The sequence below is a fragment of the Paraburkholderia sp. WS6 genome, from assembly GCF_030464835.1.
Classification (GTDB): domain Bacteria; phylum Pseudomonadota; class Gammaproteobacteria; order Burkholderiales; family Burkholderiaceae; genus Paraburkholderia; species Paraburkholderia madseniana.
The window spans coordinates 70,919-92,176 of record NZ_JALQCK010000040.1; the positions used below are offsets into that span (position 1 = coordinate 70,919).

Here is a 21,258-nt window from a genome sequence, read left to right on the forward strand (position 1 = left end):
TGTGCGGGGGGGCACCTACTTTTCTTTGCCGGCTGCAAAGAAAAGTAGGCAAAAGAAAGCAGCTCAAACCGCTACTGCTAAGTGGGCACCATGGTTTGCGGTGGGTAGTGGTGCATCTGGAATCCGTGTTCTCGCGCGTTCAGCGTTAGTGACAAGGGGCTCATCAGCTCCCACTCCGCACTGCGTGCGTCGCGGACGGGTCTGCATGGGAAACCAAGGGCTTCGGTTCGGGTCTGTGGGGACGTCGGCTTTGCCTCGGCGACACGCTTCTGCACCCACGCGGGAACACCCGCTTCACATGATATGTCGGTGTGCTGACTACCGTCCTGGTCCCGATCACGTTCACAGTCGCTGCGGCAGCGGCGGTGGGTGGTTGCAGTTGCTGTTCCAATCACAATCGCGGCGGTGGTGGTGCAATGACGAGCCACGGTTCGGTAGCGAGACGCGAGCGTCAAAACGTAGCGGGGGGTATGAAGTACTCTTCGGCGCGCGCAGCGCCGCCGGAAGTATGACTCCCTTGTCACTGACGTATGCAGGTGCACGAACACAGATTCCAGATGCACCACTACCCGTAGCAGACCACGGTGCCCGCTTAGCATGAGCGGTTTGAGCTGCTTTCTTTTGCCTACTTTTCTTTGCAGCCGGCAAAGAAAAGTAGGTGCCGCCCCGCACAGGGGCAACGCTAATAGACCACTAACAAAACAAGGAAAGGCCAACGCCCTAAGAACACAGACAACAAGCGCAGAGCGAGCAAAAAAATCAGGTCGCCGCAGGCGCATTAGGCGCCCGTGAATTCCGCAAATACATCATCGTCGACAGCACAACCGCCATCGCGGAAGCGACCGCCGCAAACAAAAACACCTGCGCATAACCAAACTCCCCAGCGATATACCCGGCCAACGGCCCCGTAATCCCCAGAGAAAGATCAAGAAACACAGAATAAGCCGACAAAGCCGCCCCACGACTAGCGGGCGGCACAAGCCCAACCGCCTCAACGCCAAGAGCAGGAAACACCAAAGCAAACCCAAACCCGGTCAACGCCGCCCCCGCGAGGGCAATATGCGGCTCCGGCGCCAACCACAACATCAACAACCCAGCACATTCAAACGAAAACGAAGCAATCGCGACCCGGAACCCACCGTAAGCCTTGATCGTATTAGCGAACAACAAGCGCGCACCGATAAACAACGTGCCGAAAACAGTCAACGACAAAGCCGCATTAGGCCAATGCCGCGCGGCATAAAACAGCGTAATAAACGTCGCAATCGACCCAAAGCCGGCCGAGCCCAGCGCCAACCCAATCCCATGCGGCAGTACCCGCGTGAACACGCTCCGGTACGACATCCGCTCGCCATGCACGATCGGCACCGGCGCGATAGGCCGCGCCAGATAAAACCCGAGCGCCGCCAGCAAAATCACCAGAACGCCCAACGCGGCAAACCCGATCGTGTGCGCAATCGCTACGCCAAGCGGCGCGCCAATCGCAAGTGCGCCATAAGTCGCGATGCCGTTCCAAGAAATCACCCGCGCATTGTTGCTCGTGCCCACCCGGCCGATGCCCCACAAAATCGCGCCAGTACCGCACAGGCTTTCGCCGAAGCCGAGTACGAGACGGCTACACACCAGCAGCCCCAGGCTCACCACCGGCCAGCGCCCGCATAACACGGCCAGCAGCAACAAGATCCCGCTCGCGCCGCAACCCAGCAGGCCGATCGTGACCGTCCGCTTCGGCCCTAACGTGTCGGCCGAGCGGCCGGCGAGCGGCCGCGATGCCAGCGTCGCCAGGTACTGAATGCTGATCGCCGCGCCGGCCAGAATCGCGCTGTAACCCAGATCGTCGTGGACGTAGCCAGGCAGCACCGCGAGCGGAATTCCGATCGTCAGGTAGCAAAGAAATGTGAAAAAGACGACCGGAATGATCTGCATGGTCGTCGCAAATTCGCTGCGCGGTGTCGCTGAGTCGGTGGACATGGGGAAAACGAGACTTGAAAACGGCGGGAAGGCGTGATTTTCCCATGGAACCGATTCCCTTGCAGGGGTTGCTTAATAATTTCGGTGCCTAAATAACGGTGCCGGATCGATATAGTGGTCCGTTTTCACTCTGCACGAGAGGTCTTCCGATGCCAACCGGATGAATGCGCCCTGGTCGTCCATGGCTGTAAAACTACAATTTATCTAAAAATGCTGCAAAACAGCCAAATCAACATAAGCCAACCGAACCCCAAACCCATCTCTATATCGTTTCACGAATATGTCCCGCATGCGATCCCCGCTATGGGTTGTATTTATTGATGGTGATAGTTTTCGAACCATCATCGCAGCACGTCCCAACGGACACAGAACATTGAGAGTAACGAGACATGACTGAGCCGATTCGCTTCTACCACCGCAACGCGATCCGTGAGATCAAGGATGCGCCCGTCACCCGCACCGTCCTGCAGTATTTGCGCGAGGACGTGCATTGCACCGGCACCAAGGAAGGCTGCGCCGAAGGCGACTGCGGCGCGTGCACGGTCGTGATCGGCGAGCGTAACGAGGCGGGCGGCGTCGACTTCAAGGCGGTCAACGCCTGCATCCAGTTCGTGCCGACGCTGGACGGCAAAGCGCTTTTCACCGTCGAGGACCTGCGCCAGCCGGACGGCTCGCTGCATCCGGTGCAGGAAGCGATGGTCGAGTGCCACGGTTCGCAATGCGGTTTCTGCACGCCGGGTTTCGTCATGTCGATGTGGTCGCTGTACGAAAAGCACGGTCACGAACATAGCTGCGCGAACAAAACTGTGCCGTCGCGCGACGCGATCAGCAACGCGCTGACCGGCAATCTGTGCCGCTGCACCGGCTATCGTCCGATCGTCGACGCGGCCGTGCGCATGTTCGAAGCGCCCGCGCCGAAAGCGCCGGTCAATGTCGAAGCGCTGTCGAACGCGCTCGCCGCGCTCGAGCGCAAGGACACGTTCCATTACCAGCACGCCGGCCAGCAGTTCGACGCGCCGCGTACGGTCGAGGCGCTCGCGAAAATCAAGCAAGCCGAACCCGCCACGCGTATTCTCGCCGGCAGCACGGACATCGGTCTGTGGGTCACCAAGATGATGCGCGATCTCGGCAACATCGTGTATGTCGGGCAGATCGCCGAATTGCAGAAGCTCGAAACCAACGACGACTGGATCGAGATCGGCGCAGGCGTGAGCGTCGAAAAGGCCTACGCGGAAATCGCCAAGCAATATCCGGAACTCACCGAAATGTGGCAACGCTTTGCGTCGCTGCCGATCCGCAATGCCGGCACGCTCGGCGGCAATATCGCCAACGGCTCGCCGATCGGTGATTCGATGCCTGGCCTGATCGCGCTCGGCGCGCATGTGATCGTGCGCGGCGGCGAGATCGAACGCGAAATGCCGCTCGAGGATCTGTACCTCGCGTATCAGAAGAAGGACATGGCGGAGCACGAGTTCGTCGTCGGACTCAAGGTGCCGACCCGCACCGGCGCGCGCAAGAATCTGCAGTTCCGCACCTACAAACTGTCGAAGCGTTTCGACTCGGACATCTCGGCCGTGTGCGCCGCGTTCTCCTTTATCGCCGACGGCAACGTGATCCGCGAGCCGCGCATTGCGTTCGGCGGCATGGCCGCCACCTCGAAGCGCGCGACGCACGCTGAAGCCGTGCTGCGCGACGCCGAATGGCACGAAGCCACCGTGCAAGCCGCGATGCTCGCGCTCGGCAACGACTACGCGCCGCTTAGCGACATGCGCGCGACCAGCAACTACCGCCTCGAAGCGGCGAAGAACACCTTGTATCGCTTCTGGCTCGAAACGCGTCCGAACAATCCGCTGCCCAAGAGTGCACTGGATGTTCGTGCAGTTGCCGCAGCTTGCGCACCTGTCAGTGCGAGCGCCTGACGCCACAAGGACACGGAGAACACAAGAATGAATCAGCACGCAGAACCGTTCCTGAAAGACCTTCAGGATCTCGACGACTTTACCCAGGTCCACATCTCGCGCCCGCACGAGTCCGCGCATTTGCACGTGAGCGGTCGCGCCACCTACACCGACGACATCCCGACGCTTGCCGGCACGCTGCACGCCGCGCTCGGCCTGTCGCCGAAAGCGCACGCGAAGATCGTCTCGATGGCGCTCGACAAAGTGCGCGCCACGCCAGGCGTGGTCGCGATCTTCACCGCGGGCGATATCCCCGGTGTCAACGACGTGGGTCCGATCATCCATGGCGACGATCCGATTCTCGCGGATGGTGTCGTGCAATACGTCGGCCAGCCGATGTTCATCGTGGTCGCGACCTCGCATGAAATCGCGCGCCTCGCTGCGCGCCGCGCCGAAGTCGTCTACGAAGAACTGCCGGCCATTCTCACCGCGCAACAGGCTCGCGCCGCAAACCAGCACGTCTTGCCGCCGATGAAACTCGCGCGCGGCGAAGCCGATACGAAGATCGCCCGCGCCGCTCGTCGCGAAGCCGGCGAGATGTTGCTCGGCGGCCAGGAGCAGTTCTATCTGGAAGGCCAGATTTCATACGCGGTGCCGAAGGACGACGACGGCATGCACGTCTACTGTTCGACGCAGCACCCGACCGAAATGCAGCACATGGTCGCGCACGCGTTGGGCGTGGCGTCGCACAACGTGCTGATCGAATGCCGCCGGATGGGCGGCGGCTTCGGCGGCAAGGAATCGCAATCGGGTCTGTTCGCGTGCTGCGCGGCGCTCGCAGCATGGAAGCTGCTGTGCCCGGTCAAGCTGCGTCCGGACCGTGACGACGACATGATGGTCACCGGCAAGCGCCACGATTTCCACTATACGTATGAAGTGGGCTACGACGACAAGGGCGTGATCGACGGCGTGACGGTCGACATGACCTCGCGTTGCGGCTTCTCTGCCGACCTGTCCGGTCCGGTGATGACGCGCGCGCTGTGCCACTTCGACAACGCGTACTGGTTGTCCGACGTCACGATCGATGGCTTCTGCGGCAAGACCAACACGCAGTCGAATACCGCGTTCCGCGGCTTCGGCGGTCCGCAAGGCGCGTTCGCGATCGAGTACATCATGGACAACGTCGCGCGTTCGGTCGGCGAGGATTCGCTCGACGTGCGCCGGCGCAATCTGTACGGCAAGACCGAGCGCAACCAGACGCCGTATGGTCAGGTAGTCGAAGACAACGTCATTCACGAACTGATCGACGAACTCGAAGCGACCAGTGAATACCGCGCGCGCCGTGCTGCGATCAACGAGTTCAACGCGAACAACGAAGTGCTGAAGAAGGGCCTGGCGCTCACGCCGGTCAAGTTCGGTATCGCGTTCAACGTGACCCACTTCAACCAGGCCGGCGCGCTGGTGCACATCTACACCGACGGTTCGGTGCTGGTGAACCACGGCGGCACCGAAATGGGCCAGGGTTTGAACACCAAGGTCGCGCAGGTCGTGGCGCATGAACTGGGCATCGGCTTTAACCGCATCCGCGTCACGGCGACCGATACGAGCAAGATCGCCAATACCTCGGCGACCGCTGCGTCGACCGGTTCGGACCTGAACGGCAAGGCTGCTCAAGACGCCGCGCGCCAGTTGCGCGAACGTCTGTCGGCCTTCGCCGCCGAGCGTTTCGGCGCAGGGCAGGTAGCCGCTTCGGAAGTGCGTTTCGTACACGATCGCGTGGTGGTCGGCGAGATGATCGTGCCGTTCGAAGAAGTGATCGCGAAGGCCTATGTCGCGCGTGTCCAGCTCTGGTCGGACGGCTTCTACGCGACGCCGAAGCTCTACTGGGATCAGTCGAAGCTGCAAGGCCGGCCGTTCTACTACTACTCGTACGGCGCGGCCGTGTCGGAAGTGGTGATCGACACGCTGACCGGCGAAATGCGCGTGCTGCGCGCGGACGCTTCGCATGACGTGGGCGCCTCGCTGAACCCTGCGCTCGACGTCGGTCAGGTGGAAGGCGCGTTCATTCAGGGCATGGGCTGGCTCACGACCGAAGAACTGTGGTGGAACACCGGCGGCAAGCTGATGACGCACGCGCCGTCTACCTACAAGATTCCGACCGTCAACGATACGCCGCCGGACTTCCGTGTGCGTCTGTTCAAGAATCGCAACGCGGAGGACAGCATCCACCGTTCGAAGGCGACCGGCGAGCCGCCGCTGCTGCTGCCGTTCTCGGTGTTCTTCGCCGTGCGCGATGCGGTGTCGGCCGTGGGTGACCACAAGGTCAACCCGCCGCTGAATGCGCCCGCAACCAGCGAGGAAATCTTGAAGGCAGTCGGCGCTGTGCGGGCGGCGACTGCGGCGGCGCGGCAGTAAGCGCGTGAGCCCTGGTCGAACCCTGGCGTGACCTCCGGGTCGCGCCATGAACCGCCTGAAAGTGGCTAGCTAAGGCAAATCGTGCAAATATTGAAACCAACTGGAATGATCGCCATGAACGACTTTTCTTCCGTTCAGATCGGCCGGCGCAGCGCCGTGCAAGCGCCGCGTCCGGCGCCGATGCACATCGTGCTGTTCGGCGCGGGGCATGTCGGCCATGCGCTCGTCACGCTGCTCGGCAGCTTGCCGTGCGTCGTCCAGTGGGTCGATGAGCGCGATGAACTGTTCCCCGACGAAACGCCGGCCAATGTGCAGATCGAAGCGACCGACACGCCCGATGCGATCGTCGACACGGCGCCGCCCGGCGCGTATTTCCTCGTGATGACGCATAACCACGCGCTCGATTTTTCGCTCGCCGCGCGCATCATGCGGCGGCGCGATTTCACCTATTTCGGCATGATCGGGTCGAAGACAAAGCGCGTGAAATTCGAGCGTCGTCTGCTGGATCGAGGCGTGGATCTGGATCGGCTGGTGGAGATGACCTGCCCGATCGGCGTGACCGGCATTGTGGATAAAGCGCCTGCGGCGATCGCGGTCGCGGTGTGTGCCGAGTTGCTGCAGATCCGTTCACGTCAAGCCTCGGCTCAGGCGGCAATACAGAAGCTTTGCGCGAGCGTGTGAGTAGATAGAGCGAGGCGCCTGGCGTAAGGAGTTCAACGCCAGGCTCGTAACCTGAACTCCCCAGACTTCAAACCACAGCGTCAGCCCTCCGCGGCTGACGTTTCTTTTTTCGCCGGCCGTTTCGCGCGCCGCACCTTCTGCGCGATCAATTCATCCGACACTTGCGACATCAACGTACGCAGCCAGCCGACATCGCTCGGCCGATCCGGCTGCGGATGCCACAGTTGATAGCATTTGATGCGTGGAAACGGAATCGGCACTTCGACCACGGCGAGCGGCAGGATGCTCGCATAGTGCGTCGCGAAACGGCGCGTGGTCGTGAAGATCAGATCCGATTGCAACAGCGTTTGCGGTACGAGGCCGAAATAGGGCAGCGTGGCGACGATGCGCCGCTCGGCGCGGGCCCTTGCGAATCCGATGTCGACGGCGCCGCCGCTTGCGCCGCTATAAGGCGTTGGTGCGAGATGCGGCGCGGCGAGATACGCTTCGCGTGTCATCGGCGTGCGTGCGAGCGGATGATCGGCGCGCATCAGGCACACCACCGTATCGGAGAACAGGTCACTGCGCTCGAAACGCGGATCCGGCTTCGGCCAGTTGCCGATCACCAGATCGAGTTCGCCCGCATCGAGCGCGGCCGAATGGTCGAGCATCGGGCTTAAAGAATCGATCTCCAGACGCGCATGCGGCGCCGCTTCGCGAAACTGCGCGATCACGGTGGGCATGAAGAAGTCGTTCAGATAATCCGGTGCCGCCACGCGGAAGGTGCGGCGCGAGCGGCCGGCATCGAAGTCGCCATGCGGCGTCGCAACGAAATCGACTTCGCGCAGCACACGTTGTGCCGAGGCCAGCAACGATTCGCCGTATTCGGTCGGCACCATGCCCGACTTGCCGCGCACGAGGATCGGATCGTTCAGCGTCTCGCGCAGTTTGCGCAGCGCGGTGCTGATGGCGGGCTGGGTCTGATTCAGACGCAGCGCGGTTTGTGTGACGCTGCGCTCGACGATCAGGGTGCGCAGCACGCGCACGAGCCAGATATCGAGGGAAGCGGCGGAATCGTCCATGGTTTAGGCGAGGCGGTGCAAGCAGGTCGGGCCCGGATGAAGCGTCGTACGGAGCCGCCCGCGAGCCAGATCGCGAGAGCGGGGCGCAAAGGTTATAACCTTAGGCCCGTTTGCGCTGTGGCGGCATAGCAGGCACGGTATGGCCGGCATCAGGACGGCCTTTCTGACGCCATCACGTCAAAAAAGGCATGCACGGATACGAGCACGGCATGCCTGTCTGCACGAATATTACGTCTTGCTTTCGCTTAGTCGTCCGCGAAGCCTGAAGGCAGCGAACTGACCCGCTTCACTTCCTGCGAGTCGAGCCAGTTCGGCGTGCGTGCGCAATACAGCACCATAGGCAACGCGTCTTCGCCCCAGAACAATTGGTCGTTCAGAAAGAAGGTCGGCACGCCGTAGACGCCCAGACCGATTGCGTCCGTGGTGTTGCGCTGCAATTGCGCCTTCACTTCTTCATTCTTGATCAGTGCCGGGCCGTCCGGCTTGCCGACGCGCTCGCACAGTTCGGCGAATGCTGCATCGCTCGAAGGATCGCGGCCTTCACGCCAGATAAAACGGAAAATCTCGCGGACGAAACTGATGTCGCCCTTCGCCGCGGTGGCGAGCAGGAGCGGCTTCATCGAGTCGAACGGATGGGCCGGCGGCATCTTGAACGGAATGCCGAGTTGCTCCGCGCGAAACAGCGCGTGACGGTACATGAAGGTGCGTTTGGCGGGCACGCTATAAGCGGGCCGCTGGCCCCAGTGGCGATACAGATCGTTCAGCACGACCGGCGTGAACGCGAAGTCGAAGCCCGGCCACTTGTCGTGTTGCTCGAGCAACAGGTAGGTGAACGGCGAGACAAAATCGTAAAACCACAGCGGTTGCCTGGCGTCGATGCCTACGGTCATAAGTGTCTCCCGGATTGCCCTTTCCGAACGGTGTCGTCTGCTGGACCGTCGGAATTGTAATGATCTTACGCGGTGCAGCCGCCGCTTGCACCGGTCAATGTGGTTTTGGATCGGGATGGCCGATACGGGGGACGCCAAACTCGACCACGTGGGTCGAGACGGGTCCTTAGGCGTGGCGACCGGCCGAAGGCTTGTCGGCCTCGTCGGCTCCCCGCGCTTCAGGTGATTCCGTTGCGTCATCGGCGTCTGCTGCGTGCGCCGAAGCAGATGGTTGTGGCTCGTCGTCCGAGTCCCCCGCTGCCTCGCGCTGAGCCTCGCGGCTATGCGTGAGCCGCTCGCGCACGAAGCCGATATGTTCGCGCAGCACGTAGAACTGATCCGCATAGGCGAGCGGCATTTTTAGCCCGTTCACCGATTCTTCGATCGCGTCGAGCCGCTCGATCAGCGTGGCGCGTTCTTCGGCCGAGTACTCGCTGAGCGCGCTGCGCTCGATCGCGATCAGCGCGCCGTACCAGCGGTAGATGCGCGATTTCACCCGCCACGTGTACAGCGACGGCACGACGCGCAGCGCCGGAATCAGCAGCACGATCAGCGGCACCACGACCACCAGCAGCCGGTCCGCGAGACTCGCCAGCCAGAACGGCAGGATCCGGTAGAGGAAGCTCTTGCCTGACTTGTAGTAGCGGGCGGCGTCGTCGCTGATCGGGAAATCGTGGGCGAGCGGCGCGGGGAATTCGCCGGCGCGCTGCATGATGTTTGCCTTGCCGTGGACCTCGCGTGCCGCTTCGATCAGCAGATCGGACAGCGCAGGGTGCAACGAGTCGCGCGCCACCAGTTCGGCGGTCGGCGCCACCATATGAATCGGCGTGGACGGCAGATTCTTGCCGAGGTCGAACGCGCCCATCGGCATCTGGAGCTGCGTCAGATACGGAAAACGACGGGTGTAGGCATCGGCCTGGGTGAAATCGTAGAACTGCACATTCGGCGTGCGATAGAGCTTGCCCATCACTGCCGGTTGCGCCGAATCGCCGGCCAGAAACGCCGCGTCGACTTTGCCGGTGACGAGTGCCTGGGCGGCGTCGTCGCCCGAGAGCGGCAGCAGTTTGGTCGGGCCGCCCGGCACGATGCCGTTTGCCTTGAGCAGTGCGAGCGCCAGTTCGCGCGTGCCGCTGCCCTCGGCGCCGACCGCGAGGCGCAAGCCCTTGAATTCGGAGAGCCGCGCGATCGTCGGCCCGTGATAGAAGATCGCCAGCGGGACATAGGCCACGCTGCCGAGCGACATCAGGCCCTCGCTCGCCGGGCCGGGCGCGACCCCGTCCTGCACGAAGCCGACGTCGACGTTCGACTTCGGGTCTGAGAGCCGTTTGAGATTCTGCAGCGAGCCTTCCGAGGGCAAGACGTTCAGGGTGATACGGTTGCGCGCCAGGATCTCCTTGTACTTCTGGGCTGCATTCCAGAAGGTGCTGCCTTCGGGGCCGGCGCTGATCGTCAGCGTGCTGGGCGGGGCGGGCTGGATCAGGCGCACGGCGACCCAGATCGCCGCGACGGCGATCAGCAGGAGCGGTCCGAACGAGACCGCCAGATCGCGCCAGGAGATCGCCACGAAACGGGCGACGAGACGGGGAGGGCGTTTGCGGCCGGTGGCTGGCTTCATCGGGTGACGTGACGGCTACGGTCGAAAGTGAACAGGATGACGGCGTTCTGCGGCGCGCGGACTGCGGCGAAGCGTTCGCGTCATGCCGGGCTGGCTGCCGTGCAAGGCACACAAGTCGCACAAACCGCGCGGCAGCGCGTCGCGCCGATGGTACCTGAGATTCGCGCGGCGGCGCAGCGTCCGGCCGGCGCGGGTGCCGTCAAACCCGTAACAAATCGTGAACGTCCCATGAACGTCCCGTGAACGGCACATGACCAGTCGGCGAAGCACGCCCGAGCCAGAATATGAACGGCGCATGAACAAAACACGCCCGATGCCCCCTATGACAACCGGAATGCACCGCAACGTACGACTAAACCCTTTGCGCTTCTGGCGCGGCTAGATTAAATTGTCGTTCGCTGCCGCGAACAGATGTTTGCACAGCGTGACCCGGCACGACAGACAAGAACCGGGCGCGCTGGCGGACCTCGCGGCTTGCCGGCTCCCGTACCGCATTGCATGCGTGGCATCGCATGCGACTAACGGCGGCCGGCCTCTCTCGCCTCTCGCACACCGTGTCGCAGCCATAGTCGGCCGTCGCTGAGCCGCGCGTTGTCGCGTCCCGAATGGCCGCCGGTAGTCGTAACGAAGCCGCTTGTACATGCGGTCCAATGTGTAGCTAAGGAGAATAGAAACTATGAAATCGGTCGGTTTTCTGAAAACGCTGGGCTCGGTTGTGGCAATGGTGGTGGCGTGCAATGTGTACGCTCAGGCAAGCGATGCAACGGCTACGGGCACGACCGCAGCGCCGGCTGCAAGCGCCAAGGCCGGCAAGAAGGCTAATAGCCAACTGGGTCGCAAGGTGCGCGGCGCGCTTGCCAAGGCGCAAGGCATCGACGTCTCGAACATCGCCGTGCGTGCTCGTGGCGGTGCAGTGACTCTGACGGGTTCGGTGCCTGACCAAGGCCAGATCGACGCTGCCGGTGAAGCGGCCAAGGGCGTCGCCGGCGTGACGTCGGTGACGAACAAGCTGACCGTTGTGCAGCAGTAAGACGGTTGCAATGAGCAGGCCGCGATAAGCGGCCTGGCATAAGCGGCTTGCAACATGAGCACGAAGCGCCGGCAGGCGCGAAAGGCGGCAACAGGAGGTGCATGCGATTCGCTATCGCGCCATGCGCCATCGTGATGCATGCCAGTGCGGGGGCTCCGGCGAATAACCGGAGCTTTTTTTCGCTTTATTTTTCGTAGCGGTGATTTTTGAAACGGTGATGATGAGTTGGCCAGTGCCGGGCTGAACGCCGGTGCCGCAACAGCCCGTCTGTGTGCTGTGACACACTATCGACGCGGAGCGAAGCGTACTGTGATGCAAGCGGAACCGGAGTCAACGCCATGGAAACCACGCATTTGCGGTATACCGATCTGCCGATCAGCGATCGGGCGGCTTTCGAACTGGTATGTGCGCGGCACGGTTTTGCGCCGGCGCATTTCGACATCAGCGCCTGCCCGGATCCGGGCGATGCCGCACACGAGCGCCTTGTCACGGTTCGGCGCGGCGGCTGGGCGCAGTCATATCACGACCATCAGGGTCAATGGGTCAGGCAGTTCGAGACCGATCTGACCTGCCGGTTTTTCAAATAGCGTGGCTGCTTTATGACAGCACGAGGCGCACGCCGACCAGCGTGAGCGTGGCGGCGAGCACGTTGCGCAGTAGCGCGTCCGGTGCGCGCGACGACAGATAACTGCCGATCGCGATGCCCGGCAATGATCCCACCAGCAGTGACAGCAGCATCGACCAGTCGACCGAGCCCAGCAGCCAGTGACCGGCGCCCGCCAGCAGCGTGAGCGGCACTGCGTGCGCGATATCGGAGCCGACGATGCGCGTGGTCGGCAGCAACGGATACAGCAGCAACAACACCGTCACGCCAATGGCGCCCGCACCCACCGACGTCAGCGACACCAGCACGCCCAGGATCGCGCCGGTCAGCATGGTGAGCGCGAGCGTACGCCCTTGCCTCGGCGCACGCTGACGGCGCGCGCCGAGCGCCGCGAGTTGCGGCCGGAATACCAGCGCCACGGCCGTGACCAGCAAAGCGGCGCCGAGCACGATCTGGATCAGCCGGCTCGCGCCCGGCGTGTCCATCCCGTACCGATGCAGCAGGATCAAGGTGATGGTTGCCGCCGGTACGCTGCCGGCCGCGAGACGCAGGGTGATCTGCCAGTCGACGGAGCCTTTCAGGCCGTGCACCAGCGTGCCGGTCGCCTTGGTGGCGGCCGCGTACAGCAGATCGGTGCCGACCGCGGTGGCCGGATGCACGTTGAACAGCAGGACCAGGATCGGCGTCATCAGCGAGCCGCCGCCGACACCCGTCAGTCCGACCAGAAAGCCGACGAACAGGCCGGAGACGGAGTACAGCAGATCGATGTGGGGAAGAGCCATTGAGCAGACCGCTGACGGTCGGGTGGGTTGAACAGGTTAGACGGCAACGCCGGCGCACACTCGCCTTCGAGCGCCGGCGCATCCCGGCGACAGGCGCACGACGGCGCGGCGAAAGCCGCTATTGTCGCAAAACTGCCGCGCTTGCGTACGAAGTTGCTACGACACGCCCTGCTGGGCCGCCTGCATCCGGTCGATCAGCGCCAGCACTTCGGGCCGGCTCTCGCCCTTTGCATGCACGAAGTAATAAGTCAGTGGCGAGGCGACTTCGTGGCGGCTCACCCGCACGAGGCCGCTTTTGCGCAGATACGCATCGGCGACCGGCACGCGCGCCAGCGCCACGCCGAGTCCCGCTTCGGCGGCGGCCAGCACCAGTGTGTAGTCTTCGAAGCGCCGGTCCTGGGCGCGCGGTTTCAGCGGAATAGCGAGTGCGCCGAACCACGCGCGCCAGCCGGTCACATCCGAGTCGTGCAGCAGCGGCACATCGAGCAGCGCGGCGTCGCCATGTTTATGCCGCTGCTTCGCGAGGCGTGCGGCGAGCGCGGGATGCGCGACCGGATAGAGCGTCTCCGGCAGGAAAGGTTTGACCTCGAGCTGACGCCAACTGCCGCGCCCGTAGCGAATCGCCAGATCTGCTTCGCCGCCGGCGATGTCCACGTTGCGATGATCGATATCAAGCTGGATGCGCAGCGCCGGCGCAGCGCTCTCGAATGCCGCCTGACGCTCGAAGAACCACAGTTTGGCGAACGCCGGCACCACGCTCAGCTTGACCAGTTGCGGGCTGCGCGGCAAGCGCCATTGAACCGCGGCGCTGTCGATGATGCCGAACGCCTGCTCGATACGCCCGACGAAACGCTGCCCGTCCGGCGTCAGCCGCACGCCGCGCGCATGGCGTTCGAACAAGGTCATGCCGAGCCAGTTTTCGACCGCGGCCACTCGCCGGCTGATCGCGCCGTGCGTCAATCCGGCGACCTCGGCAGCGGCGAGAAACGAGCCTTCGCGGGCGACGGCGCAGACGGTTTCGAGGCTTGCGAGCGGCGGCCGCGCCAACGAGGTCTGTGAGGAGGTGTGAGCCATTTTCACATCACGATGTTCATTTGTGCGCTAGCTTAGCAGCTCGCGGCGCGGCACCATCTGCGCATGAACACACTCACTTCGTCTCCATCGCCCCGTTCCGAGCGGCAGCCGCTGCTGGCGGCAGGCGCGGTCGCCTTCACCATCGTGTCCTGGGCGTCCGCCTTTCCATTCATTCGCATCGGCTTGCAGGGTTTGGCGCCTTTGCCTTTGGCGGCGGCGCGTTTCGCCACCGCGGCGCTGCTGGTGATCGCATGGCTTGCCTATCGACGCCCGCCGTTGCCGGCATGGCGCGACGGTCTGCGTTTCGTGCTGTGCGGTTTTCTCGGCATCGCGCTTTACAACGCGCTGCTCAACACCGGCGAGAAAACGGTGGCGGCAGGCGCGGCGAGTTTCATCGTCAATACGCTGCCGATTTTCACGGCGCTGCTGGCGGCCGTGTTCCTCGGCGAGCGATTCAATCGTTGGGGATGGCTCGGTTCGTTAGTCAGTCTCGCCGGCATCGCGGTCATTGCGCGGGGTCAGCCCGGCGGCCTGACGCTCGGCGCGGGCAGTACGCTGATTCTCGGCGCGGCGCTGTGTTCGGCGAGCTATTTCGTGCTGCAGCGGCGCCTGATTCCGGTCTACGGGGCACTGACGTGCACCGCCTACACGTTGCTGGCAGGGGCGGTGTTGCTGGCGCCGTGGCTGCCGGGCGCGTTGAGTTCGCTTGGCAGTGCGCCGCACGGCACGTTGCAGGCGGTGCTGGTGCTCGGCGTATTTCCGGCGGCGCTGGGTTATGCAACGTGGACGTTCGCGCTGGGCTACTTCGGCGCGGCGCGCGCGGCCAATTTTCTGTATCTGACGCCTGCGGTGGCGACGGCGTTGTCCGCAGTGCTGACCGGCGAGCGTCCGGGTCTTGCGACGCTATGCGGTGGATTGATGGCGATCGCCGGCGTGGTGTTCGTGGCGTTGCGGGGTCGCTCGTGAGTCACAAGGCGCATCGTTAAGCGCCCTTGCGCAGCCCCGCTAACCCCCTTCAAAGCGCGCGGCGAATCTCGACGATACCGAACGTCGCCAGCGTGAATCCGACGATCCGGTCGATCGCCACGCGCAGCTTGCTGCCGATCGCATGGCGCGCGAGCGACACCACGGTCACGAGAAAACACCACCACGCGATCGACCCGCAAAACACGCCGCCTACAGTGGTCAACGCGATGCTCGATGAAAACGCGCCACGCGGTGCGAGCGTCGTAAACAGCGCGGCAAACATGATGACGGTTTGCGGATTGGTCAGCGTGAGCAGCAAAGAACTCGCATACGCGCGCAGTACGCCGGCGCGGCCCACCTGCGCGAGCTTGCCGTTGCCGTCGCCGTCGCTGTTGCCGTTGCCATTGCCGTTGGCCGCATCGGCGGGCGCTTTTTGCAGCAAGGTACGCACGCCGAGATAAAGCAGGAACAGACCGGCGAGCAGATGCAGGGGCCGGTCGTAGGCGAGCATGAACTGCGAAATGCCGACAAGGCCGAGTGCCGCGATCAAGCCATAAACCGCATCGCCGGTCGCAATGCCGAAGCCGATTGCGAGCCCCGCGCGCGGACCGCCCGTCAGCGTGCGGCGGATGCATAGCATGCCCATTGGGCCGACCGGTGCGGCAATCGCGAGGCCGACGCCTGCGGAGGTGACGAAGAGACTGACGGTGGACATGGGAAAGCCTTTGTCGCTAGTTCTGATTACGCAGTTTGACACACGATTCGCGGTCACAACCTGGCGCGCGATCGACGACGCAAACCAGCATGCCGGCCGTGGATACCCTGGGATGGGCTTAGCCGCCGTCTTCCTCGGGCATAATTTTCTCACTTCAAACACCTAGGGCGCGCCCGTTCATGTGGCAAATCGATCAGGTGACGTTGCGCTTGTTCATCGCCGTCTGCGAGGAAGGCACGATCGCGCGTGCTGCCGAACGCGAGTTCATCGCGCCGTCCGCGGTCAGCAAGCGGCTCGCCGATCTCGAAGCGCTGGTCGACGTCGCGCTGCTCTCGCGCAGCCAGCGCGGCGTGCGCGCGACCGCCGCCGGCGAGGCGCTGCTCAGGCACGCGCGGCTCATCATGCGCGGCCATGAACGTTTGCAGGCCGAGCTCAGCGAGTACGCGGCCGGCGCGCGCGGTCATGTGCGGGTGCTGGCGAATGTGTCGTCGATGGTCGAGTTTCTGCCCGAGGCGCTGTCGGTGTTTCTGAAGGCCAATCCGCAGGTTCGTGTCGATGTCGAAGAGCGTGTCAGCGCCGAGATCGTGCGCGGTCTGGAAGAGGGCGTGGCCGATCTCGGCATCTGCCGCGACGTGGTGCCGATGGGCAGTCTCGATGTGCTGCCGTATCGCTCCGATCATCTCGCGCTGATCGTGCCGCGCGATCATCCGCTGGCCGGTGAGATTGCGGTTGGCTTTGAGCAGACCCTGGCGTTCGATCATCTCGGGCTCGCATCGAATGCATCGGTGAATGCGCTGATGCAACGCATTGCTGTTGAAAAAGGCAGCGAGCTCAACTATCGAACCTATGTATCGACCTTCGACGCCGCCTATCGTTTTATCCAGGCAGGCCTTGCCGTCGCGATCCTGCCGAGCGAGGCGCTGCCCAAACATGCCGCTGACGAATACGGCATCGTCGCCGTGCCCTTGCGCGAAGCATGGGCGGAGCGGCGCTTCGTGATCTGTATGCGCGACCGCAAGGCGCTGACGCTGACGGCGGCGCATTTACTCGACCATCTGCTGCGCCTAGGTTGAGCGCCGGCTCCTGGCTGCCTCTGAGCTCCCTCTGAAAAGCCCTTAAGGGTTTCCCCTTTGCGACGGCGCACGCCCGTCCCGCATGCCACCGCGGCCATCGCGAGCGGCGATGGAGTGCGTCGTCAACGCAGACTTTGCCGTGCAGCCGCGCGCGGGCACGCTGTCACTCAGTTGCTTCTTTCCCTGCATTCCACGCAAGACTCAAGACCGGGATTCAAGACCATGAATGACACCCAGGAGCGCGTCGTCGTGACCGAAGTCGGCATGCGCGACGGCCTGCAAAGCATCGCACGCACGATGCCCACCGAGTTCAAGCGACGCTGGATCGACGCTGCATATGCCGCCGGCGTGCGGCATATGGAAGTCGCGTCGTTCGTGCCGGCGAAGCTGTTGCCGCAAATGGCCGACGCCGACGAAGTGATCGCCCACGCGCTCACCTACGACGATCTGATCGTGACGGCATTGGTGCCGAACCTGAAGGGCGCGCAACGTGCGCTCGAATCCGGCGTGCATCGGATCGTCGCGCCGATTTCGGTGAGCACGGCGCATAGCCTCGCCAATGTCCGCAAGACGCCGGTCGAGATGATCGAGGCATTTGCCGCGATGCGCGAGCTGATCGATAGCGCGGCTAGCGCGAACGCGCGGCGCGTGGAACTGATCGCAGGATTATCGACCGTGTTCGGCTGCACGCTGCAAGGCGCGGTGCCTTACGCCGATATCGTTGCGATTGCACGCGCAGCCTTGCAGGCGGGCGCCGATGTCATCGCGCTTGGCGACACCACTGGTGAAGCGACGCCGCGCCAGGTCGGCGAAATCATCGAACTGGTGCGAGAGGTTGCGGGAAACAAGCTGCGCTCGCTGCATTTCCACGACACGCGCGGTCTCGGTCTCGCAAACACGTTGGTCGCGCTGCAGCACGGCATCCGTGAATTCGACGCGTCGCTGGCAGGCCTCGGCGGCTGTCCGCATGCGCCTGGCGCGACCGGCAACGTGAACACCGAGGACCTCGTGTTCATGCTCGACAGCATGGGTTACGACACCGGCATCGACCTCGCCCGACTCATTGCGTCGCGGGACGTGCTCGCCGACGCGCTCCCCGGCGAACCGCTGTACGGCTATCTGGCGCGGGCTGGTTTGCCCAAGCAGTTCAGTGCCGCTACTCAATGTTTTGAACCTTCCGAATCACGGGTGTTGCAATGAATCCGCTTTCTTCCACGTCTGCTTCTTCCGCTTCTTCTGCATCTGCTTCTGCTACATCCGCGTCTTCAGCAGGGCAACAGGGCGCGTTGCCGCTTGCAGGCATTCGCGTGATCGAGTTGTCGCACATGGTGATGGGGCCGACCTGCGGGATGATTCTTGGCGACCTCGGTGCTGAAGTCATCAAGGTCGAGCCGCCGCGTGGCGACGGTACGCGCCGTTTGCTCGGCACCGGTGCAGGTTTTTTTCGTACCTTCAATCGCAACAAGAAGAGTGTCGCGCTCGATCTCGATAGCGAAGCAGGATTGGCCGCGCTGCACAAGCTCGTCGATACCGCGGATGTATTCGTCGAGAACTTCAAGCCGGGCCGCATGGCGAAGCTGGGCCTCGATTACGCGTCGCTTCGTGAGCGCAATCCCAGGTTGATCTATGTCTCGCACAAAGGCTTTCTTAACGGTCCATACGAGCACCGTCTCGCTCTTGACGAAGTCGTGCAGATGATGGCCGGCCTCGCCTACATGACGGGACCGGTAGGCCGGCCGTTGCGCGCGGGCAGTTCGGTCAACGACATCATGGGTGGCATGTTCGGTGCGATCGGCGTGCTTGCCGCGCTGCACGAACGGCATACGAGCGGACGCGGCAAGGAAGTACAGAGCGCGCTGTTCGAAAACTGTGTGCTGCTTTCCGCGCAACACATGCAGCAGTTCGCCGCGACCGGCGTGCCCGCTGCGCCGATGCCCGAGCGCATCAGCGCGTGGGCCGTCTACGACGTGTTCAGGCTTGCCAACGACGAGCAGATGTTTATCGCCGCGACCGGCGACGGTCAGTGGCGCGCGCTGTGCGCGATTCTCGATCGCGCCGACCTATTGGCTGATCCGCGCCTCACGACTAACAACGACCGCGTGCTGGCCCGCGAGTGGTTGTTGCAGACGCTCGGTGAAACCTTGAGTCGCTTCGAAGGCGCGGCGCTCGTGCCGCAGTTCGAACGCGACCACATTCCCTTCGCGTCGATCACGAAACCCGAAGACCTGTTCGACGATCCGCACCTGAACGAGAGTGGCGGCCTCGCGCGATTGACGCTCGATGACGGAAGCGAAACCGCGATGCCCTTGCTGCCGATTTCGATGGATGGCGCCCGTCTGCAACCGCGCTCGCCGATCGCAAAGATTGGTGAGCACACCGCCGACGTGCTGCGCGGTTTGGGCTACGACGAAGCGCAGATCACGGCGTTGGGCGGCGGCGTAGCGCAGACGCCGCGAGAAGCTGCGTGAGGGTAGCGGTGCGCTCGATGGCGTTAAACGTAGTTATTCAATCTCATCCGGCCTCAGACCGGAAATCATGGAGACAGACGATGAAATCGTCGAATCATGCGGTGTATGCGACAGCGGTCGGCGATGCCGGCACGCTGGGCGGTTTGCCCTCAGGCGCAGGTGCATCGGCAAGCGGCCGCGCTGAAGAGATCGCGCTGAATGGTGCGCGCATTTCCGCGCGGCTCGATCGCTTGCCCGCCACGCGCTCGATCTGGCAACTGGTGATGCTGCTGAGCCTCGGGCTCTTCTTCGAACTGTACGACCTGATGTTCTCCGGCTACATCGCACCGGGCCTCGTGCGCAGCGGCATTCTCACCGCGACGACGCACGGTCTGTTCGGCACCAGCGGCGTGGCGAGCTTCATCGCGGCGTTATTCGCGGGCCTGTTTATCGGCACGGCGGCGTGCGGCTTTCTCGCCGACCGTTTCGGGCGGCGTGCGATCTTCACATGGTCGCTGCTGTGGTACACGGCGGCCAACATCATCATGGCGTTCCAGGACACGGCGCTTGGGCTCAACCTCTGGCGCTTTATCGCGGGGATCGGTATCGGCGTGGAGATCGTGACGATCGGTACGTACATCTCCGAGCTCGTGCCGAAACATGTGCGAGGGCGTGCGTCGGCCTTTTCACAGGCAGTTGGTTTTTGCGCGGTGCCGATCGTCGCGTTTCTGTCGTATTTGCTGGTGCCGCACCGTTACTTCGGCCTCGACGGCTGGCGTCTGGTCGTGCTGACCGGCGTAGTGGGTGCGATCGTGGTGTGGTGGATCCGTTTGCGTTTGCCGGAGAGCCCACGCTGGCTCGCACAGAAGGGCCGCATCGAGGAGGCCGACGCCGTGATGAAGCGACTCGAAGCACGCGTGGAACGAGAATATGGACGGCCTTTGCCGGAGCCGGCATTGCCTGAACCGGTGCGCGCGCGTGCGGCGTTTCGCGATCTGCTGGTGCCGCCGTATCGCAGGCGCACGCTGATGCTGATCATTTTCCACGTGTTTCAGACGATGGGTTATTACGGCTTCGCGAACTGGATTCCGACGTTGCTGATCAAGCAGGGCATTACCGTCACGACGAGTTTGATGTACGCGAGCATCATTGCGATTGCGGCGCCGCTTGGACCGTTGCTGGGGATGCTGATTGCCGACCGCTTCGAGCGTAAGACGGTGATTATCTGCATGGCGGCGGTGAACGTCGTGTGCGGGTTGCTGTTTAGCCAGGCACGGGAGACGGTATTGCTAGTGAGCTTGGGCGTGTGCCTTGTGCTGGCGGGCAACATTATTTCTTATAGCTATCACGCATATCAGGCCGAGCTGTTTCCGACCAGTATTCGAGCGAGGGCAGTCGGGTTTGTTTATTCGTGGAGCCGGATTTCGGCGATGTTTTCCGCGTTTGTGATTGCGGGATGCCTGAACCGCTTTGGCGTGAACGGGGTGTTTGTGTTTATTTCGGGGGCGATGATGATCGTCATGCTGGCCATCGGGACGCTTGGGCCGAAGACGCGGGATGTCGCGTTGGAGGATATTTCGAGGTAGTGCGGGTGGTTGAGGTGAGGCCCGCCTGGCGGGGCGGGCTTGCTGCTTGGTTGGTGCTGCCTTAGTGTTTCTTTGGCGTTGCCGAAACGGTCGGCGCCACGCGGATCGGCGGCGCGCCCGATGGCGTCGTGGCCGGTGTGGGTTTTTTGGCCTGCTTCGGTTTCTTTACTTCGCGGTTACTGCGCATTTGACCTTTTGCCATGATGGGCTCCCCAGTAGGCTTTTATCGCTCCGCGAGGGAGCAGTTGGATAGTGTGCGCTGAAATTTGGGTTTATGGGAGGGATTTGGGGTTTTTTTGCCTGCGCGGCGTTTTTTTTTTTCGTGCTTCTGGCTTTGGTGCCTTTCCTTGATTTGCTAGTGGTCTATTAGCGTTGCCCCTGTGCGGGGCAATGCTCTCAACTTAAGCCCCA

At 63.1% G+C, this 21,258-nt stretch carries 18 protein-coding genes; 10 read left to right on the plus strand and 8 right to left on the minus strand.

Translation table 11 applies throughout. The annotated features are described in order from the left end of the window. Positions 1-759 precede the first annotated feature (759 nt). A complete protein-coding gene (locus M0D64_RS34620) occupies positions 760-1,971 on the minus strand; it encodes an MFS transporter (protein ID WP_266261111.1) in 1,212 nt (403 codons plus the stop codon). Positions 1,972-2,360: 389 nt separating this feature from the next. Here M0D64_RS34620 and xdhA point away from each other — a divergent pair, with 389 nt between their 5' ends. The 3 genes from xdhA (at position 2,361) to xdhC (ending at position 6,965) form a co-directional block, all read left to right on the plus strand. After that, positions 2,361-3,890: a xanthine dehydrogenase small subunit gene (gene xdhA / locus M0D64_RS34625; RefSeq protein WP_266261112.1), complete on the plus strand. Its 1,530-nt coding sequence runs from the start codon at positions 2,361-2,363 to the stop codon at positions 3,888-3,890. Positions 3,891-3,917: 27 nt separating this feature from the next. Beyond that, a complete protein-coding gene (xdhB, locus tag M0D64_RS34630; RefSeq protein ID WP_266261113.1) occupies positions 3,918-6,284 on the plus strand; it encodes a xanthine dehydrogenase molybdopterin binding subunit in 2,367 nt (788 codons plus the stop codon). A 114-nt stretch (positions 6,285-6,398) separates the two neighbouring features. Further along, positions 6,399-6,965, plus strand: coding sequence for a xanthine dehydrogenase accessory protein XdhC (xdhC, locus tag M0D64_RS34635; protein ID WP_266261114.1), 567 nt, complete (start codon positions 6,399-6,401; stop codon positions 6,963-6,965). A gap of 80 nt (positions 6,966-7,045) precedes the next feature. Here the strand turns inward: xdhC and M0D64_RS34640 are convergent, their stop codons facing one another. The 3 genes from M0D64_RS34640 to M0D64_RS34650 all read right to left on the minus strand — a co-directional run bounded on the left by M0D64_RS34640 (position 7,046) and on the right by M0D64_RS34650 (position 10,570). Beyond that, positions 7,046-8,026, minus strand: coding sequence for a LysR substrate-binding domain-containing protein (locus M0D64_RS34640; protein ID WP_171929447.1), 981 nt, complete (start codon positions 8,024-8,026; stop codon positions 7,046-7,048). Positions 8,027-8,271: 245 nt separating this feature from the next. Then, on the minus strand, positions 8,272-8,916 hold the full coding sequence (locus M0D64_RS34645; protein ID WP_266261115.1) for a 2-hydroxychromene-2-carboxylate isomerase: 645 nt from the start codon (positions 8,914-8,916) through the stop codon (positions 8,272-8,274). 166 nt (positions 8,917-9,082) lie between these two features. After that, complete coding sequence (locus M0D64_RS34650; protein WP_266261116.1) at positions 9,083-10,570, minus strand: TAXI family TRAP transporter solute-binding subunit; 1,488 nt, start codon at positions 10,568-10,570, stop codon at positions 9,083-9,085. Between the two features lie 676 nt (positions 10,571-11,246). Between M0D64_RS34650 and M0D64_RS34655 the strand changes: the two genes are divergently transcribed. Then, positions 11,247-11,600, plus strand: a complete 354-nt coding sequence (locus tag M0D64_RS34655) for a BON domain-containing protein (RefSeq protein WP_154566978.1) — start codon at positions 11,247-11,249, stop codon at positions 11,598-11,600. A gap of 338 nt (positions 11,601-11,938) precedes the next feature. Further along, on the plus strand, positions 11,939-12,187 hold the full coding sequence (locus M0D64_RS34660) for a hypothetical protein (protein WP_154566979.1): 249 nt from the start codon (positions 11,939-11,941) through the stop codon (positions 12,185-12,187). 10 nt (positions 12,188-12,197) lie between these two features. On the opposite strand, the gene M0D64_RS34665 is transcribed toward M0D64_RS34660, so the two are convergent. Together M0D64_RS34665 and M0D64_RS34670 are read right to left on the minus strand one after the other, a co-directional pair. Further along, the gene (locus M0D64_RS34665; RefSeq protein WP_154566980.1) at positions 12,198-12,986 is read right to left on the minus strand and encodes a sulfite exporter TauE/SafE family protein; all 789 of its coding nucleotides are present in this window, start codon (positions 12,984-12,986) and stop codon (positions 12,198-12,200) included. Positions 12,987-13,142: 156 nt separating this feature from the next. Beyond that, positions 13,143-14,060, minus strand: a complete 918-nt coding sequence (locus tag M0D64_RS34670) for a LysR substrate-binding domain-containing protein (RefSeq protein WP_266261117.1) — start codon at positions 14,058-14,060, stop codon at positions 13,143-13,145. Between the two features lie 63 nt (positions 14,061-14,123). On the opposite strand from M0D64_RS34670, the gene M0D64_RS34675 reads away from it, so the two are divergent. Beyond that, the gene (locus M0D64_RS34675) at positions 14,124-15,026 is read left to right on the plus strand and encodes a DMT family transporter (protein ID WP_266261118.1); all 903 of its coding nucleotides are present in this window, start codon (positions 14,124-14,126) and stop codon (positions 15,024-15,026) included. Positions 15,027-15,075: 49 nt separating this feature from the next. Here the strand turns inward: M0D64_RS34675 and M0D64_RS34680 are convergent, their stop codons facing one another. Continuing rightward, entirely contained in the window at positions 15,076-15,741 is a 666-nt protein-coding gene (locus M0D64_RS34680) for a LysE family translocator (RefSeq protein ID WP_266261119.1), read from the minus strand. Between the two features lie 179 nt (positions 15,742-15,920). On the opposite strand from M0D64_RS34680, the gene M0D64_RS34685 reads away from it, so the two are divergent. From M0D64_RS34685 to M0D64_RS34700, 4 genes are all read left to right on the plus strand, one after another. Further along, complete coding sequence (locus tag M0D64_RS34685) at positions 15,921-16,814, plus strand: LysR substrate-binding domain-containing protein (RefSeq protein WP_266261120.1); 894 nt, start codon at positions 15,921-15,923, stop codon at positions 16,812-16,814. A gap of 222 nt (positions 16,815-17,036) precedes the next feature. Continuing rightward, positions 17,037-18,014, plus strand: coding sequence for a hydroxymethylglutaryl-CoA lyase (locus M0D64_RS34690; protein ID WP_266261121.1), 978 nt, complete (start codon positions 17,037-17,039; stop codon positions 18,012-18,014). Then, positions 18,011-19,282, plus strand: coding sequence for a CaiB/BaiF CoA-transferase family protein (locus tag M0D64_RS34695; protein ID WP_266261122.1), 1,272 nt, complete (start codon positions 18,011-18,013; stop codon positions 19,280-19,282). The genes M0D64_RS34690 and M0D64_RS34695 overlap by 4 nt, the downstream gene beginning before the upstream one ends. Before the next feature lie 80 nt (positions 19,283-19,362). After that, positions 19,363-20,847: an MFS transporter gene (locus M0D64_RS34700; protein WP_171926910.1), complete on the plus strand. Its 1,485-nt coding sequence runs from the start codon at positions 19,363-19,365 to the stop codon at positions 20,845-20,847. Positions 20,848-20,908: 61 nt separating this feature from the next. Here the strand turns inward: M0D64_RS34700 and M0D64_RS34705 are convergent, their stop codons facing one another. Next, positions 20,909-21,049 (minus strand): hypothetical protein, encoded by a 141-nt coding sequence (locus M0D64_RS34705; RefSeq protein WP_166618355.1) that lies wholly within the window; start codon positions 21,047-21,049, stop codon positions 20,909-20,911. Positions 21,050-21,258: the final 209 nt, after the last annotated feature.

What these genes read in the sequence shown, in the direction of transcription:
- M0D64_RS34640 (WP_171929447.1), bottom strand. Translation starts at nt 8,026, where the DNA reads ATGGACGATTCCGCCGCTTCCCTCGATATCTGGCTCGTGCGCGTGCTG.
- M0D64_RS34680 (WP_266261119.1), bottom strand. Translation starts at nt 15,741, where the DNA reads ATGTCCACCGTCAGTCTCTTCGTCACCTCCGCAGGCGTCGGCCTCGCG.
- M0D64_RS34665 (WP_154566980.1), bottom strand. Translation starts at nt 12,986, where the DNA reads ATGGCTCTTCCCCACATCGATCTGCTGTACTCCGTCTCCGGCCTGTTC.
- M0D64_RS34655 (WP_154566978.1), top strand. Translation starts at nt 11,247, where the DNA reads ATGAAATCGGTCGGTTTTCTGAAAACGCTGGGCTCGGTTGTGGCAATG.
- M0D64_RS34695 (WP_266261122.1), top strand. Translation starts at nt 18,011, where the DNA reads ATGAATCCGCTTTCTTCCACGTCTGCTTCTTCCGCTTCTTCTGCATCT.
- M0D64_RS34705 (WP_166618355.1), bottom strand. Translation starts at nt 21,049, where the DNA reads ATGGCAAAAGGTCAAATGCGCAGTAACCGCGAAGTAAAGAAACCGAAG.
- M0D64_RS34670 (WP_266261117.1), bottom strand. Translation starts at nt 14,060, where the DNA reads ATGGCTCACACCTCCTCACAGACCTCGTTGGCGCGGCCGCCGCTCGCA.
- xdhB (WP_266261113.1), top strand. Translation starts at nt 3,918, where the DNA reads ATGAATCAGCACGCAGAACCGTTCCTGAAAGACCTTCAGGATCTCGAC.
- M0D64_RS34645 (WP_266261115.1), bottom strand. Translation starts at nt 8,916, where the DNA reads ATGACCGTAGGCATCGACGCCAGGCAACCGCTGTGGTTTTACGATTTT.
- xdhC (WP_266261114.1), top strand. Translation starts at nt 6,399, where the DNA reads ATGAACGACTTTTCTTCCGTTCAGATCGGCCGGCGCAGCGCCGTGCAA.
- M0D64_RS34700 (WP_171926910.1), top strand. Translation starts at nt 19,363, where the DNA reads ATGAAATCGTCGAATCATGCGGTGTATGCGACAGCGGTCGGCGATGCC.
- M0D64_RS34660 (WP_154566979.1), top strand. Translation starts at nt 11,939, where the DNA reads ATGGAAACCACGCATTTGCGGTATACCGATCTGCCGATCAGCGATCGG.
- xdhA (WP_266261112.1), top strand. Translation starts at nt 2,361, where the DNA reads ATGACTGAGCCGATTCGCTTCTACCACCGCAACGCGATCCGTGAGATC.
- M0D64_RS34685 (WP_266261120.1), top strand. Translation starts at nt 15,921, where the DNA reads ATGTGGCAAATCGATCAGGTGACGTTGCGCTTGTTCATCGCCGTCTGC.
- M0D64_RS34690 (WP_266261121.1), top strand. Translation starts at nt 17,037, where the DNA reads ATGAATGACACCCAGGAGCGCGTCGTCGTGACCGAAGTCGGCATGCGC.
- M0D64_RS34620 (WP_266261111.1), bottom strand. Translation starts at nt 1,971, where the DNA reads ATGTCCACCGACTCAGCGACACCGCGCAGCGAATTTGCGACGACCATG.
- M0D64_RS34675 (WP_266261118.1), top strand. Translation starts at nt 14,124, where the DNA reads ATGAACACACTCACTTCGTCTCCATCGCCCCGTTCCGAGCGGCAGCCG.
- M0D64_RS34650 (WP_266261116.1), bottom strand. Translation starts at nt 10,570, where the DNA reads ATGAAGCCAGCCACCGGCCGCAAACGCCCTCCCCGTCTCGTCGCCCGT.